At 59.5% G+C, this 14996-nt stretch carries 14 protein-coding genes; 2 read left to right on the top strand and 12 right to left on the bottom strand.

The genetic code is table 11. The features are described from left to right. Positions 1-51: 51 nt before the first annotated feature. The 6 genes from IEW09_RS03415 to lpxC form a co-directional block, all read right to left on the bottom strand. On the bottom strand, positions 52-3489 hold the full coding sequence (locus IEW09_RS03415; RefSeq protein ID WP_188552728.1) for a TonB-dependent receptor: 3438 nt from the start codon (positions 3487-3489) through the stop codon (positions 52-54). A 365-nt stretch (positions 3490-3854) separates the two neighbouring features. Then, positions 3855-4343, bottom strand: a complete 489-nt coding sequence (locus IEW09_RS03410; protein ID WP_188552727.1) for a hypothetical protein — start codon at positions 4341-4343, stop codon at positions 3855-3857. After that, entirely contained in the window at positions 4340-4906 is a 567-nt protein-coding gene (locus IEW09_RS03405) for an RNA polymerase sigma factor (RefSeq protein ID WP_188552726.1), read from the bottom strand. The genes IEW09_RS03410 and IEW09_RS03405 overlap by 4 nt, the downstream gene beginning before the upstream one ends. A 10-nt stretch (positions 4907-4916) precedes the next feature. Beyond that, positions 4917-5369, bottom strand: coding sequence for a hypothetical protein (locus IEW09_RS03400; protein WP_188552725.1), 453 nt, complete (start codon positions 5367-5369; stop codon positions 4917-4919). A gap of 155 nt (positions 5370-5524) precedes the next feature. After that, positions 5525-6004 (bottom strand): 2-amino-4-hydroxy-6-hydroxymethyldihydropteridine diphosphokinase, encoded by a 480-nt coding sequence (folK, locus tag IEW09_RS03395; RefSeq protein ID WP_188552724.1) that lies wholly within the window; start codon positions 6002-6004, stop codon positions 5525-5527. Positions 6005-6270: 266 nt separating this feature from the next. Then, positions 6271-7185, bottom strand: a complete 915-nt coding sequence (gene lpxC / locus IEW09_RS03390; RefSeq protein ID WP_188552723.1) for a UDP-3-O-acyl-N-acetylglucosamine deacetylase — start codon at positions 7183-7185, stop codon at positions 6271-6273. Positions 7186-7339: 154 nt separating this feature from the next. Between lpxC and IEW09_RS03385 the strand changes: the two genes are divergently transcribed. Further along, on the top strand, positions 7340-8476 hold the full coding sequence (locus tag IEW09_RS03385) for a M20 family metallopeptidase (RefSeq protein ID WP_188552722.1): 1137 nt from the start codon (positions 7340-7342) through the stop codon (positions 8474-8476). 21 nt (positions 8477-8497) lie between these two features. Here the strand turns inward: IEW09_RS03385 and IEW09_RS03380 are convergent, their stop codons facing one another. From IEW09_RS03380 to IEW09_RS03365, 4 genes are all read right to left on the bottom strand, one after another. After that, complete coding sequence (locus IEW09_RS03380; RefSeq protein WP_188552721.1) at positions 8498-9004, bottom strand: P-loop nucleotide/nucleoside kinase family protein; 507 nt, start codon at positions 9002-9004, stop codon at positions 8498-8500. 96 nt (positions 9005-9100) lie between these two features. Further along, positions 9101-9688, bottom strand: coding sequence for a Maf family protein (locus IEW09_RS03375; RefSeq protein ID WP_188552720.1), 588 nt, complete (start codon positions 9686-9688; stop codon positions 9101-9103). Between the two features lie 42 nt (positions 9689-9730). Beyond that, the gene (locus tag IEW09_RS03370) at positions 9731-10633 is read right to left on the bottom strand and encodes a D-hexose-6-phosphate mutarotase (protein WP_188552719.1); all 903 of its coding nucleotides are present in this window, start codon (positions 10631-10633) and stop codon (positions 9731-9733) included. A gap of 42 nt (positions 10634-10675) precedes the next feature. After that, on the bottom strand, positions 10676-11479 hold the full coding sequence (locus IEW09_RS03365; RefSeq protein WP_188552718.1) for an NIPSNAP family protein: 804 nt from the start codon (positions 11477-11479) through the stop codon (positions 10676-10678). Between the two features lie 114 nt (positions 11480-11593). Here IEW09_RS03365 and IEW09_RS03360 point away from each other — a divergent pair, with 114 nt between their 5' ends. Further along, the gene (locus IEW09_RS03360; RefSeq protein ID WP_188552717.1) at positions 11594-12196 is read left to right on the top strand and encodes a hypothetical protein; all 603 of its coding nucleotides are present in this window, start codon (positions 11594-11596) and stop codon (positions 12194-12196) included. 10 nt (positions 12197-12206) lie between these two features. On the opposite strand, the gene IEW09_RS03355 is transcribed toward IEW09_RS03360, so the two are convergent. Both IEW09_RS03355 and IEW09_RS03350 read right to left on the bottom strand, forming a co-directional pair. Further along, on the bottom strand, positions 12207-13307 hold the full coding sequence (locus IEW09_RS03355; RefSeq protein WP_188552716.1) for a hypothetical protein: 1101 nt from the start codon (positions 13305-13307) through the stop codon (positions 12207-12209). A 164-nt stretch (positions 13308-13471) separates the two neighbouring features. Next, positions 13472-14992 carry an ArnT family glycosyltransferase gene (locus IEW09_RS03350; RefSeq protein ID WP_188552715.1) on the bottom strand — a complete coding sequence of 507 codons (1521 nt, stop codon included), beginning with the start codon at positions 14990-14992 and terminating at the stop codon, positions 13472-13474. Positions 14993-14996: the final 4 nt, after the last annotated feature.

Below are 14996 nucleotides of genomic sequence, written 5' to 3'. Positions count from 1 at the left end.
AGAAAAAGGGCGGCAGCCGAAGCCACCGCCCCTGAGATCATCCCTCCCCAGCTAGAACAGGAAACGGAAGCCGATCTGCACCTGTCGCGGCGTATACAGGAAGCCGCTTGAGTTGGAGTTGTTCGGCGTGCCGAACAAAGCCGTGCTTCCCGTTCCCGACTGGAACGTCGCCGTGGCCGTATTCGCCGCTGCGCCGCTGCCAGACTGGAGCTGATAAGCCAGGCTCTGCACGCTGGTCACGTTCTGGTGGTTGTAGAGGTTGAACAGATCGAGCCGCAGCTCCGCGCGATACCGCTCGGTAAAGGCAAGCTGTTTCTGCACCCGCAAGTCCTGCACGATGTCGCGCGGATACTTGTAGGTATTCCGCCCGATCACCGGGATCCATGACGTTCCGCCCGCTCCATTCCAGCTACTGTTCAGCGCGCCATAAGACGCATAGCCGCTCAGCGTGGCAGAGTAAGGCAATCCGTTTTGCATCTGGAATGAACTGTTCAAGGCCCAGTCATTCGCCACGAACTTCAGCCAGCCAGCCTGCTGCCGATTGGGGAAGTTGTAAAGCACATACCCCGCAAGGCGATTCGGAACGTTATAGTTCGAGTTTCCGTAGTCGGCCTTCTGGCTACCGTAAGGGTCATACTGGCTGTTCGTCGTGCCGTTCGTCTGTGCATTCTGGTTGTAGTCCAGCGCATGCGACCACGTATAGTTCACGTCGAACTGGATCGAGTGCAGCGACCGGTTTTGAATCTCGGCAACCATGCCGTTGTAGTTCGAGTTGACGTTGCTGGCCAGCTCGGTAATGCTGGTGAACTTGCTGGCCAGAGCGCCGAACAGCGCAGTATTGCCATATGCGGTGTACTGCGGAACCACATAGGTCGCGCCGTTCTGCAACGGCCCCTTTCCGCTTGGGTCGGAGATGGTGATCGTTGTCGGCGTTGTGTTGGGGTTCAGGTTCTTGTCCAGATAGTTCGTCAGCTCGCGGCCCAGCGCGCCAAGATAGCTCACCGAGAAGACCGTGCCCTTGCCCATCTGCTGCTGCACCACGAGGTCGAACTCATGCACCATCGGGTTCTGCAGGTTGTGAGCGAGGTAGAACGAACTTGGCGTCGGTGGTGTCGCGCTTGCAATGATGTTCGGAAAGACTGGCGCGTTCGAAGCCGCAGGCTTGATGCTCGCCGTGTACTGACCCAGCGGGCTGCCCGTGTTGAGCAACGTATTTAGTATCACGCCGTTGGTAAGACGGCCATAGAACATGCCGTAGCCTCCACGCAACACCGTCTTGCCATCGCCAAACACATCGTAGGCGAAGCCCAGACGCGGTCCGAAGTTGTTATTGTCGCTCGGCGCATTCGTCAGCTGGGTGTATGGGTTGAATTTGACAGGTCCAATGGGAGTTTGTACCGTCGCTGGCGCAGTCAAATTCGCGTTCGCAGAATTTCCCGGCAGGTTCTCCTTGTCATAGCGCAGACCAAGCTCTAGTGTCAGGCGCGGCTTGATCTTCCAGTTGTCCTGCACGAAGACGGCATAGTCGAACGTCGAGATCGCAAAGACCGGTGGACCGAAGCCCTGTGCGAACGTGCTATAGCAGGGAGATGTACCCACCGCGCTCGTAATCTTTCCCGTCTTCGGATCCATGGTGGCGGCGGCAAGCGCCGTGGTGTTGCAGGTAGGCGTGCCGTTCTTGCTGGCCAGGTCGGCAAGGAAGTTTCCGGTATAGCCGTAGGTGATATAGCCGTTGCTCTCGTACGTATTGTTGATCAGGTCGTAGTTGTGCACCGCATCAAGACCAACCTTGATGCTGTGGTTGCCGTGGTTCAGATAGAGCGTATCGCCCACCTGCCACTTGCGCTCATCCGGCTGCGCCTTGCGGTAGGAGTAATAAGGCGATCCAAGATAGAACCCGGTCGAAGTCGCAAGACCTACTTCGGGAACATTGCCGCCTGTACCCACAAGGTTCTGTTTGGTGAAGTTGCTGTACGGCTGCTGGCCTTCGTCGTTCAGCTCGCGTCCGTACTGGTACAGCAGCTCGTTGCTGATGTTCGAGGTCAGCAGCGTCGTCAATTTGGCCACACCATAGTCCAGCTTCACGAAGTCCGTGCCGAAGGTATCGACAGCGTAGTTGTTGGTCGCCTGTGTCTGCACGCCACCCGGCGAGTCCCAGCGCAGACGGTTATAGAGCACACTGACATGGTTCTTCTCGTTGACCTGCCAGTCCAGCTTCGGCATGTTGACTTCCTGATCGCCGGTACGCGGCACGCTGCCAAGGTCGGTCAGCAAGTTGCCCAACCCGGCACCATAAGCCGCAGCTCCCACTGCGTAGCTTGAGAGCTTTTCGCGCGCTGCCAGCGTGCAGGCATAGCTGTCGAGCGTGTAGGTGGAGAAGTAGTTCGAGGCCGATGGGGAAGAGCTGCCGGTAAGGTAACCCGTCGTGAGATCGCAGGTCGGCGAGCCGTTCAGTCCGGTCAGCGAAGCATCCGGCTGGCTGAAGAACGACGAGGGCGAGTTCGCCTTTGCCGTGCCGGGGAAGTTCCTATGATGCTGGTCATAGGTGTAGTACCAGAACAGCTTGTCCTTGATCAGAGGGCCACCCGCCGAGAAGCCCCAGATCCTGCGCGAATCCGCCGGCTTGTACGGTGTGGTCGTGAACGTATATCCACCCGAAGAGTTCTGCGTCCCTACTGTGTTCGTCGTGTATGGGTTATACGCACCCCAATCGGCCTCGCGGTCGTAGAAGTATGCCTGTCCATGGATCTTGTTGGTTCCGCTCTCGGTCACCGAGTTGATGACGCCGCCCGCTGCGCGTCCAAGCTGCGCCGAGTAGACGCCGGTGTTCACCTGGAACTCGCGGATCGCCGTCGGAGGCGTCGAGTACGCCTCACGCGTACGGCCGCGCTCCTCAGAGTAGTACGCCTGATTATCGTCCGCACCGTCGATCAGTACGTTGTTCAGGATCGGGCTGATACCGCGAATGCTCACCAGACCAAAGCCGTTCGAGTCCGATACCACACCCGGCGTCGTCATCGCCAGGCTCGACCAGCGAAGATTGTTTACCGGCACATTGTCCAGCGCGCGCCGGTTCAGGTTGGCCGAGAAGTCAGGAGAGTCGAAGTTCAGCACCGGAGCCTCTGCCGTCACTTCCACCACCGAGGTCGATGCTCCCGTCACCAGCTTCGGCGAGACATCGGTCAACTGGTTGACCTGCACCATCACCTGGTTGGTCTTCGAGTCGCTGAACCCCGGGCTGGTCACGGTGACGGTATAAGCTCCCGGTTCGAGCAGCGGAGCCTTATAGTAACCGCTGCCGTCCGCCGTCAGGTGAATCTCGGCGTTGGTGCCGTTGTTGTGAATGGTGACGCTGGCATTGCCGATAACGGCGCCCGTCGTATCGAACACCGTTCCGCCGATTGCGCCCTGCGTGCTCGACTGCGCCAGCATCGTACCGGCTGTTAGACACACGGCAGCAAAAAGCCCAAGCCTTTTTAGCATCTTCATATCTGGTCTCCCGAAAAAATAATCCCGTGCATCCGCCCACAGGCATCCTTACAGTCTTCGCTTGCAGGTTCGGATACCTTTATTATGGGTTATTTTCACCCTCGCACATATTTGTAAATGGACGATAAACGTTGCACTATCGTGCTTTAGCAGTAAAGCAACATGAACTCCAATAGGTTCAATCCGTTGCAGCAAAAAATGAGAGGTGCCGGAGGGCACCTCTTTTGGAGAGCATTACTGAAACCGTTACAGCCAGCCTAGACCGTGTCTCGACCGCTGTCATCGCCACAATGACCTGTTCTCATCTCCACCTTTCGGTGGATACCCCTAAAGCACGGTCCTCGAAACCTGCACATCACCAACCCTTAAGAAGCCCCATTCCAAACCCCTCGCTGCCTGTCCTCTCGCAGCATAATCAGCGCTCCCACACCGATACATGCCACTGTAATTGCCACACCGATCACGGCTGTCTCCACGCGCGCGCCAGCCCAGGCATGTATCCATGCTCTATAGTCCACTCGAGAGAAGCCCCGCAGCGCCCACAGCGCAAAGGCCAGCACGCAGGCCACGCTCAGCCCGCGCATCACGATCAGCGGCCGCGTCGCCCGCTTCAAAATCATCGCCTGCCGCTCCGCCTGCGCCCGCCGCCAGATCGCATCGACATTGCCGGCCGCATTATCCGCACCACTCGCCGCCTGTAATGTCGTGGCATACCGCAGCAGACTCCCCGCCACTCGCCGCGTCTCTTCGCAAGCAACGCACGCAGCCACATGATCCTGCAACTCCGCCGTCCAAACTCCCGTCCGCAGGGCCTCTATCACTTTCCCCTCGCACTCGCACCGGTCACGGTTCATGCCTTCTCCTCTCCCGGCTGCAGCAGCAGCGCCGCTTTTCGTCGCGCTCGAAACAGCAGCAGACGAACGCTCATCGCGCCGAGCCCCGTCGACTCCGCAATCTCAGCATGGCTCATTCCCTCGACATACGCCAGCCACAGCAGCTCGCGTTCTCTTGGCTTCAGCGCCCGCATCGCCCGGCGTACGTCCATCTGCAGATTCAGGTCCGGAGCGTTTGCATCCAGCAAAGGCTCATCCTCTGCGATCTGCCGCTCCTCAATTCTGCGCCAGCGATCGCGCAGCAGATTGCTCGCAATCCGAAAGAGGTATCGCCGAGCATGATCCTGCGCCATCGCCGCCGGTTGCCGCACCAGAAACCGGCAGTAGGTCTCCTGCAAGACATCGTCGGCGACATCCCTGCGCCCGGTCACACCTACCAGGTAGGCCAGCAGGGGCGGAGCAGTCGCTTCATATAGAGACTCAAACGCCTCCTCGCCCATGGCGAAGCTGTCCCGCTCCCTCCACCGGAGCGGTGCCATCAGCGCGTCGGTCTTCACGATGGTAGGCATCGTAGGCCTCGGCATCCAAACCTCGCTACGCGCGCTCATCCCGCTTCAACAGGCCAAACGAATGCGACAGAAAGTAGGTCGCCAGCGCCGCCAGCTCAAAGCCGATGCCAAGCGCGATTGCCAGCGTGCCGAAGAAGCGGCACACCTGCGGGCCATCTCCATTGACCACCGATTGCAGCGATACCAGCGCCACGCCCAGCGCGATCAAAAGAATCCCGGCGCGTACGCCGCCCAGAATACTCCGGTGCGGAGCCGACCGCTCCGTCTGCTCCACCGCCAGCGAGTTCAAAAAGTGCCGCCCCGCCTCGGTCTCCGCATACGCCAGCACAGACTGGCTCGAATCGATCTTGTCCAACAGCTTCAACTGCACATCCGATTGCAGCCGCGCGATCTTGTACCGGCGAATCGACGACAGCACCACCCACGCAATCCACCCAATGGTGAAGAACACAATAAACGGTACGCCAACACCTTCCATATCTTTCCTCTTTCCGCAAAAACTGCCTTCACCCTCTACAACGCACGAAAGGGGCAAAAAGTTAACAGTCAAAGCGAAAAAAGAAGAATCACCCTATAGCCGCATCCGGTAAAAAGCACATCATCTCGACTGGAGCCACAATCCGAACCAATCCCCTAAGCTACCATCCCGACCACCAGCATCTCCGCCACTGTCCTGCCGATCACCGGATGCACCATCTCCGGCGCGATCTCGGCCAGCGGCTCGAGCACAAACCGTCTCATATGCATCTCGGGATGCGGCAGCGTCAGCTCCGCCGTCGTCATCACCACCGCGTCGTATAGCAGAAGGTCCAGGTCGATCACCCGCGGCCCCTTCGCAATCATCCTCTGCCGCCCCATCTCCTGCTCGATCGCCAGCAGTGCGCGCATCAGCTCCAGCGGCCCGAGCGCCGTCGCGAGCACCAACGCTGCATTCAAAAACCGCGGCTGCGACAGATACCCCACCGGTTCCGTGTCATAAAACGACGACACCGCCCGCACCGTCCCCAGCGTGCCGATCCGGCGCACGGCCTCACGCAGGTTTGCCTCACGGTCGCCGAACTCCGACACCAGGTTCGACCCCAACGCAATCGCTGCTACTCCTGCCAAAGTCATGCACCCGCCTCAACCGATGAGATGAAGAGAAGATTTGAAGAACTCTTATTTTAAAGAACTCTTCCGCCAATCATCTTCCCTTGGCTCTTTTAGATACGTACTTCCCTCGAGTTGAGAGAGATGTATTCCCTGAACTCTTCTAGAAAGGAATTAGAAACTCTGCGATTGAGAATCTCTGAATTGGAAGGAAGGCCCGCCATGTGTGGCCCGCGCTACGCCCTACAAAATACCACGTCCGCCGTCGCTGCGGCCACGACAACCTCGCCTCAGGCGGAAACCTGCTGTAACCCCAATGGAACCGTCTCTGCCTCTGCCACCTCGTCGTAGCCGTGGGCCAGCTCCCACGCCGACCGGTCGCGCATCAGCCGCTGCACCAGCGCCGTATGCATGGCATGGCCCGCCCTTTCGGCCACGACCCGCCCCTGAATCCGTCGCCCCGCCAGCGCCAGATCGCCGATCAGGTCCAGCACCTTGTGCCGCACAAACTCGTCATCAAACCGAAGCGGCCCATTTTCAACACCATGGCGCGACAGGATAATCGCGCTGTCGTCGGAGACGCCGCGAATCAAACCCATGTCCCGCAGCATGGCCTCGTCTTCCTTGAAGCCGAAGGTCCGCGCGGGAGCGATCAGCTTCACGTAGTCGCCGGTTGCCAAGTCACCCGTAAACCGTTCACAGCCAATCGGTGCAGGGAAGTCGATCGTGTACTCGATGCCATAACCCGACCCCGGATAAACGCCGATGAACTTGGAGCCGTCACGCACCTCCACATCCTTAAGGATGCGGATATACTCGCGCTTGCGCCGCTGCTGCTTCAATCCCACCGCATGAAACGCCTGCACATAAGGCAGCGCGCTTCCGTCGAGGATCGGAACCTCCAGGTTGTCCATCTCGACGATGACGTTGTCCACGCCAAACCCGATCAGCGCCGACAGCAGGTGCTCCGTCGTCGAGATCAAAACACTCTGCCGCATCAGGCTGGTCGCGTAGCTCACCTTGGCCACATTGCGCCCAATCGCAGCAATCTCGAAGTTATCCAGATCCGTGCGGCGAAAGACGATGCCCGACCCCGCAGGTGCCGGAACCAGCCGCATCGTGACCGGTGCGCCGCTATGCAGGCCCACCCCACTGAACCCTATCTCCGACCGGATTGTCCGCTCAAAGTGAGCCTCAAATGCCACGAATCTACATCTCCTGCAAACAGCCTCGGGTAGATTACAACCGGATCAACATCCGGCAATGTGGTAAAAATGCCACATCCGTCAAAATGGTTGACCAATTTTGTCCCTCCCTGCGGTATCCCTATAAGCCATCCATTTGCTATAACATCCGTCCATGAACCCCAAAGCTGTACTCGTCTGCGCCGAAGCCCGTAGCGAATGGATCTGCACCAGCCTCCGCGACCTCGTCCGGCAGGAATCGCCAAGTGAAGACCCGGCAGCAGTTAACGCCGCAGTAAGCCTGGTCGAAGCCCATGCCCGCGCCCTCGGTGGCCGCATCAAGCGCCACCGGCAAAAGAAATTCGGCGACGTTCTGGAGCTACGCTTCGGACCCACCCGCTCCCCGCGCAAGCCTCTCCTCTTGCTCGGCCACCTCGATACCGTTTGGCCGATGGGCACCCTCAAGTCCATGCCCTGGCGTGAAGCAGGCGGTCGCTTGTATGGTCCCGGCGTGCTCGACATGAAGGCCGGAGTCATCATGGCGCTGGCCGCCGTCGACATCCTGCGTGAGCTGAAGCTCTCCCGCCCCGTCATTCTTCTGCTCAACAGCGACGAAGAGGTCGGCAGCGACGTCTCCCGCCCCATCACCGAAAAGCTCGCCCGCGAGTGCTCCGCCGTCTTTGTGCTGGAGCCCGCCCAGGGCCTCGCCTATAAGACCGCCCGCAAAGGCGTAGGTCAATACAATGTGCAGGTTACAGGCGTGGCTGCGCACAGCGGCGTCGACTTCGAGCGCGGCCACTCCGCCATCCTCGAGCTGGCAAAGCTCATCCAGACCATCTCCGGTTTCACCGACCTCGCACGTAGCCGCACCGTAAACTGCGGCGTCATCTCCGGCGGAACCCGCTCCAACGTCATCGCCCAGACCGCTACGGTAGAGGTAGACGTCCGTATCGCCAAGGCCGGCGATGCGCCCCGCGTCGAAAAACTCTTCCGCAGCCTCAAGCCCTCCGACCCTCACTGCAAGCTGCGCATCACCGGCGGCCTCAACCGCCCACCCATGGAGCGCAAGCCCGGCACCATCGCTCTCTTCAAGCAAGCCCGCAAGCTGGCCGCTGAACTAGGCTTCGACCTGCCCGAAGCCTCCACCGGCGGGGGCTCTGACGGCAACTTCACCGCCGCCCTGGGTATTTCCACACTCGACGGCATGGGAGCCATCGGCGAGGGCGCACACGCCGCCCACGAGCACGTCATCACCGAGCACCTCGTCCCACGCACCGCGCTGCTGGCCGCCATGCTCGCCACCGCCAACTAAAACTCTTCCGCAACGAGACCTTCAGCCAACCCGAAAGAGACCTCCATCAATCCCTTCGCGGATACGCCGTGCCAACGACCGCGCATCCGCCGCATCATCGCAGATCTCGTGGCGAGGCGCTCCCTCAAACATCGCGTAGAAGTCGCGATACATACTGTAATCGGCGATCGTTCCCTCCGGCCGTGCGCCAGATCGAGCCTCGCAGATCTCGAGGCTCGGCCGCAGCACCACAAAATCCAGCGGTACCTCTTTGAGGATCTTGCGCGCCGTATCCAGAAAGTCCAACGGAAACGAAAAATCCAGCAGCACCTCGTATCCGCCTCGCGCCAGAGGAATCGATGCCGCAGTGATCGAGCGCATCAGCAGCCGGAAGCGTTCTCTTCGCTGCGCCGCATCCGGCTTCACGAACACAGGCCAGAACGTGTCCCCTTCGAGATAGCAGAGTGGCCCAGGCGATATTGCCTTCAGCTCCTGCGCAACTGTAGTTTTACCGGCACCAATAGGACCGGACAGCATCACAACCGACATAGCGAGCCTCCTTCTGCCGCATTGTAGGCCGCAACGTTAATCAAGCCATGAAATCAAAGTCGCTACCGGGAACAAAGCCGCGCATGGAAGAACGCGTTAGCTCGCCAGTCCTGCCTCTGCCTCCGCAAGCAACGCAATGGTGCACGCAATCGGCAGTCCAACCACGTTGAAGTAGCAGCCCTCGATACGTGGAATCCACCGCGCGGCATAGCCCTGAATGGCGTATGCTCCCGCCTTGTCGAGCGGCTCGCCGGAGGCGACGTACTCGTCAATCTCCTCGTCGTGGATGACATTGAAGGTCACCTGCGTGATCTCCACCTCGCTTTTGACGCCCTTACGCGTCACCGCAGCCAGCCCTGTCAATACGGCATGGGTGCGGCCGCTCAAAAGCTGCAACATGCGGCGAGCATCGGCAGCATTGGCTGGCTTGCCCAGAATGTTTCCCTCGCTCACCACCGCCGTATCCGCCCCAAGCACGATCAGCGGATCGGCATCCGAATCGTCGGCTGCATGACGAGCCCACACCGCCTGCGCCTTTTCGACAGCAAGCCGCTGAACATAGGCCGCAGCGGCCTCTTCCGGCAGTCGGTCTTCGTTCAGATCGGCGGCTTCGACGGTAAAGGAGACTCCCGCCTGGGTCAGCAGTTCACGGCGACGAGGCGAGGCAGACGCAAGTATCAGCATGGCAGTCGAAATTCCTTCTGAGGCATGATGAAACAGGCCTCTTCAATTCACAAGAGGGGTCTTCTCCACCGAAACCACGGCCTGCATCGCGTGCGTCTCTCCCGGCGCCAACGTCACAGTGTTAGCAGCCGCGTTGACCGTCTCGACGCACAGCATCTCGTGCCACTCATCTTCGCCCATGTCCGCCATCGCCTTCCACGGGTTAAAGACAACGGTAGTATTCGAGTTCGTCTTAGCCACCGTAATCCGGCGTCGCCCGGCACCATCGTGCAGAACGCAGGTCACAGCCGTGTTCTGGTAGACACGATCGGTCGGCCCGGTAAAGCTCAGAGGCGCATGCGCCGCGGGTTTCTCGCGCATCGCATCGGTCTTATCAATAAATGGCGTCGGCTCCAGCCCGGTCACGGTTACCTCGTGAATGTCGTCGACCGCGTAGTAGGTATGCAGCGCCTCTTCAAAGACCAGAGGTGTCGCGGCATCGTTGGCCACCGCAAGCTGCATCGTGAGCGTTCGGCCAATCACCAGCCGATACGCCAGCCGGAAGTTGTCGAAGCCAAGCTCGCGGCTCATCGCCGTCGGAGCCAGCGTGAAGGTCAGGTGCAGGTCTTCTCCCGCAAGCGCGGCAAAGGCAAGCGTCCAATCCTGAATGCGGGCAAAGCCGTGCGACGGACCGGCCTTGCCATCGTGCCGGTTGGCAAACCACGGAAACGCAATCGGTGCGCCGCCGCGAATAGGCTTGCCCTGTTCAAAGTCGCTCTTGCGGCTGAGAAACAGTACCGGCTGCTCGCCCGCCGGCTGCCACGCCGTCAGGTGCGCCCCTTGCAGGTAGATCGTTGCCGTCGCATGCGGCGTTGTGACGTCGGCATAGATCAACCCGCTCGGGGTCTGGTGAAATGCAAGCACGCCGGGGATGGCGAAGTGTTCGTTAAGCTGCGTAAGTTCCATGTACTTCTACAATTGCCTTTCGTTGTTCTCTCTTTGCCGCGATTAAATCTGCGAGTACGGTGCCGGGCTGAGAATCAGGTTCGAGATGTTGCTCACGATCTGCTCAAACGCGTAGCGCGGATCGCTCGACAGCTTCTTCCAACCCGGATCGGCGCCGAATGCCTTCCACTTCTCGGTCAGGTCCGACAGCTCCGGATAGCTGAGCATGTAGGTCAGGTTAGGCATTCGCTGCCCAATCAGCGTATCGCCATAAAACACCTGGTCGAAGCCCGCATTCTGGAAGTACTCGAACTCTCCTTTATGGAACATCTCCACCTTGCGAACGTGGTCGGCAAAGCTGGGGCTCTCGTAGGTACGAAGCTGGAAGACGCGCTTGCCGTGCTGCGCCGTCGAGGGCGGAGGAGTCAGCTTGGGATGGCCGGGAAAGGCGCTGAGCAGTGTGCTCTCCGTACGAATGAACGCGGGAGCCGTGGCAGGTGCGCTCCAGAACGGCTCCGCTGCCTTCATAAAAACCTCGTCCTCGACGAGCTTGTGATCGATGTTCACCAGAGTTTCAAGATTGGTCGAAGGCATCAGCACATACAGCGTTGGCGTCTCCGGCCCCAGGTCGAGATGAAATGCACCCACCGGCGCTATGCCCAGCCGGTTCAGCGCAGGAATCAACGCGTCGCCCACAAAGTTATCGGTCAACTTCGTCTGCGGCCCGGTCTGCATATGGTACTTGCGCAGGTGATAGTACTCGCGAGGACCGGCAGCAGCCGATGACTGTGCCTGCGATTTTGCCTGATTCGTGAGTGCAAGGGTGGATGCGGCAAGCGACGAGGTCAAAAATTCACGCCGTTTCATTGAATCTCCTGAAAGTAGATCGCCCGCCGGAGCGGGACAAGAACGCACCTCGAAGCATACCGCGAACCGGCTATCGATGTCCGCTCACCCCGCCCATGGCTTTATGCTGGAAGCATGGTGCGCCGCATCCCGGTCGGTCTTCTGCTCCTCTGTGCTCTGCTGCTCGGCGTCACGCGCGCCGCATCCGCCATCGAGGTCAAGATCTCGTCGCAGGCGCTCGAACGCACGCTGCGTGCACAGTTATTCAATGGCCCCGAGGGCCGCTACTACATGCGCGGCAACATCAAATCAGCCTGCTACGTCTATGCCGACTCGCCGCATGTCACCTTCGCGCAAGACCGCATCGTCGTCCACGTCCATGCACGCGCCAAACTCGGCACCTCGGTCCACGGCGTCTGTATCGGCGTGTCCATGGATACCGAGGCAGACGTCTCCATGATCCCGGAGGCGCAGGAAGAGAGCATCGGCTTTCGCGACGCCCACATCGAGCACCTCAGCGAATCGAAGGAGTTGAACTTTCTTCTGATACCTTTCCTCGACCGCAAGCTTCCGGATCAGATGAAGGTAAACGCCGCGACTCTGATGCGCCAACTCCTTAGCCAATCGACCCAGACCACGGGCTACGCCTTTACACTCAGCTCGTTGAAGCTGCACTCTCTGTTTGTCGAAGGCACGATGCTGGTGCTCGACGCCGATGCAGGATTAAACGTGGACTAAAGCCGCGCGCCTATTCAGCCGGAACGCCGCCCGGTGCTATCGGAGAAGAGAGAGTCGGCGTGGAAGGATCAGAAGGAGCCGAATCATGATGATGCAGTTGCGGCTGGCCCTCTGAGGCCTGCTGCACGGATCTCGTCGATTCATCGACAGTGCCGGCCTGCGTTGCGCCAATGCTCTGAATATCTCCCGGCAGCAGCTCACGCGGCGAATCCTTCGGAGCCTTGAAGCGGCCATCCGCCAGATAAGCGACGATCATTCCCGCCGTGATCTGCGGGCTCAGCACAAACAGCGGCACCACGTACTTCTTCGACTTCACCAGCGACTCCACCACACCATTAATCGGATGGCTGCGGTGAATGTCACCCGGCACCTGCGGAATTACGAAGGTCGAAAAGTCCAGCTCCGGGTGCCGCTTCGCATACTTGGTCAGCGAGCGTGCCACCTGCTTGGGTGTCGTGATGCCGAGGTCGATAAAGAAGTTGCGATGAATCGAATGCGGATAGTAGACGTTCAGCAGCGTCCGCGAAAAGTCGGCGCAGTTGTGAAAGAAGAGATTGAAGTGGCTAACGTTGCGGTTGTCGTTGAACTCCGCGATAAAGCGCGCATCCGCCTCGCGCGTCGTCTCTACCTGAAAGCCGTAGATCTTGCGGTCGTACGATGCGCCGATCAATTGAATCCAGTCTCCCTTGGGAGCTTCGCCTGCGTCTTCTCCCTCGCTGACATCGGGAATGATATCGAGCAGATGCCTGCGCCGGTATGCATCGCGCAGCTTTGCCTCCAGCTCCGGATCTGCCGTCGCCGGTATGTCCTCGACCCGGTCCACAGCGTAGAGATAGGGGACCAGCGGAATCGCCAGCCAATCGTAGCCCGCGACCCTGTGGTAGCGGCTGATGACGACGCCAAACTCGCCGGGACGACACGCACGCAGCTGCGTCGGGGTCTCCGCGCAGATGTGGTTCAGATAGATCGCCGCATGCCCGGTCGGATTGATGGCTCCAAAGGTGCCATATGGCTCTTCCATCAACAGCGCTGCATCGGCATGGGCACGCACTCCGCCCGCCACTGCAACCAGCGCCATCAACACCATCAGAGCCATTCGTATCTGTTTCATCCACACCTTTCCGGTTGCGCGATTCTGCTGTCTCTCGATAAGACACCGTTCTGGCCCCCAGGTTGTGGGATGCCGAATAGAACATGTCTGGAGCGAACGATCGCAATGATTTATCTGGATAATTTAATGAGGGGCGAGCCTAGTGGCCAAGTCTTGTACTGTCCTTATTCGTGCAGGCAGGCTGCCGTAGATATACGTAGATAGAGCCGATATCCATCTCTATGATAACTGCGCCCGGCAGGGAAGTCGCGCTCGTTCTGCAAGCGGTAGCAGTCGCCAAGAAGCGCTGCCAGTTGCGGCCAGCGATCGAGTTTGGCATAGTGATACGGCCCTGCAGGAAACAGCCGCGGCGTTACTACGATTACCTGCGGCGGATTGGCTTGAATCTTACTAAGAAACTCTTCGCGCAATGCCGTCTGCACGTTAGCCTCTCGCGCCGTCATCTCATTCGGTGCAGTCAATAAAAATTCGTCATAGACAAACCCTGTGCTCTGCACCAGCCGCATGTCATATAACGTCTCGATGCATCCGTCGACCGTATCCAGACACTGCACTTTGCCGGAGAGCGCATTATCGCCCAGCGCATTCAAGTCGTTTGCCAACGCGGTGACCTGTTCACCGGACCAGTGTTCGCGCAGCGCTCGCTTGAGTGAAAGCCCGGAGAGCACCGTGCCGAACAGAAGCCCAACTACACCCAGACATCTGCGATAACCCGGCGAGCGCAGCGCATGAGTAAACTCAACCGCTGCGAACAAAAACAGAAAAGCCGCAAAAGGATAGCGATGGTCGGGGTATCCCTTCGCCTGCACAAAGTAAGAGATCAGGCCATACACCATGCCCGCGCCCAGCAGAATCCGCAGCCTGCGCAGCTCGCGCTCAGGATCGTTAAACGCAAGCACCAGCGCAAGCAGCAGCAGCGTTCCATGCGAAGCCGTGATGCAGTGAGTGGCCAGAGGCCAGAACCCCAAATGGCCCATATGCGCGTGGAAGGGAACGTAGACGGTAAGCGTCCGCCAGAACGCTGCCACGGCGTGCATTCGCCATAGCCACAGAAGCGCAGCCAACGGCGCGATCAAAAATCCACTGAGAACAACGCCGATGGAACGCCACGGTCTTCGCAGTGATATCGGCGTTTCAGCATCTGGAGCCAACCAAAGCAGCGGCAACGCAACCACCGCCGTAGGCTTGACCGCCGCTGCCAGACCAATGCAAAGCCCGAACAGAAAAAAACGCAACGTCCGCCGCTTGTCTCCATAGGCAGCCAGCGCCACAGCGACCAGTACCAGCGCTGTAATCAGCAGGTCGCGCTGGCCCGACTGACCTGCGCCATCGCGCGCATGAAAGCAGACAAACAGCATCGCCGCGAAGAAGCCCGCGAACCGGCTCCAGGGACGCGCAATCCGGTACATGGCAATGCCCGCCACCGTCAGCAGCAGCAGGTCATACACTCTCCACGCCAGCGCGGAGACGCCCAGCGTATGCGTCACCAGCCAGTCAAAGAAGTACGAGCCGGGAAGGTTGTAGTCCTGAATATCGCGGTACGGCGCAAAATCGTGCGCCATCAGGAAGTTCACATAGCGAATCAGCGCCGCGTCATAGACGAACGGCCACCGCAGCGTGAGCACGACAAACACCGCCAGACAAACTGCAAGAGCAACAGCGAGGACGGCTTTCAGTCGCTTCATCGTG

The sequence above is a fragment of the Edaphobacter dinghuensis genome, from assembly GCF_014640335.1.
Taxonomy (GTDB): Bacteria; Acidobacteriota; Terriglobia; order Terriglobales; family Acidobacteriaceae; genus Edaphobacter; species Edaphobacter dinghuensis.
Note: the sequence above shows the minus strand (reverse complement) of the source record. Positions and strands in the feature narration are given on the sequence as shown.

Coding starts and splice junctions, on each gene's coding strand:
- IEW09_RS03415 (WP_188552728.1), bottom strand. CDS start 3,489: ATGAAGATGCTAAAAAGGCTTGGGCTTTTTGCTGCCGTGTGTCTAACA.
- IEW09_RS03410 (WP_188552727.1), bottom strand. CDS start 4,343: ATGAACCGTGACCGGTGCGAGTGCGAGGGGAAAGTGATAGAGGCCCTG.
- IEW09_RS03405 (WP_188552726.1), bottom strand. CDS start 4,906: ATGCCGAGGCCTACGATGCCTACCATCGTGAAGACCGACGCGCTGATG.
- IEW09_RS03400 (WP_188552725.1), bottom strand. CDS start 5,369: ATGGAAGGTGTTGGCGTACCGTTTATTGTGTTCTTCACCATTGGGTGG.
- folK (WP_188552724.1), bottom strand. CDS start 6,004: ATGACTTTGGCAGGAGTAGCAGCGATTGCGTTGGGGTCGAACCTGGTG.
- IEW09_RS03385 (WP_188552722.1), top strand. CDS start 7,340: ATGAACCCCAAAGCTGTACTCGTCTGCGCCGAAGCCCGTAGCGAATGG.
- IEW09_RS03380 (WP_188552721.1), bottom strand. CDS start 9,004: ATGTCGGTTGTGATGCTGTCCGGTCCTATTGGTGCCGGTAAAACTACA.
- IEW09_RS03375 (WP_188552720.1), bottom strand. CDS start 9,688: ATGCTGATACTTGCGTCTGCCTCGCCTCGTCGCCGTGAACTGCTGACC.
- IEW09_RS03370 (WP_188552719.1), bottom strand. CDS start 10,633: ATGGAACTTACGCAGCTTAACGAACACTTCGCCATCCCCGGCGTGCTT.
- IEW09_RS03365 (WP_188552718.1), bottom strand. CDS start 11,479: ATGAAACGGCGTGAATTTTTGACCTCGTCGCTTGCCGCATCCACCCTT.
- IEW09_RS03360 (WP_188552717.1), top strand. CDS start 11,594: ATGGTGCGCCGCATCCCGGTCGGTCTTCTGCTCCTCTGTGCTCTGCTG.
- IEW09_RS03355 (WP_188552716.1), bottom strand. CDS start 13,307: ATGAAACAGATACGAATGGCTCTGATGGTGTTGATGGCGCTGGTTGCA.
- IEW09_RS03350 (WP_188552715.1), bottom strand. CDS start 14,992: ATGAAGCGACTGAAAGCCGTCCTCGCTGTTGCTCTTGCAGTTTGTCTG.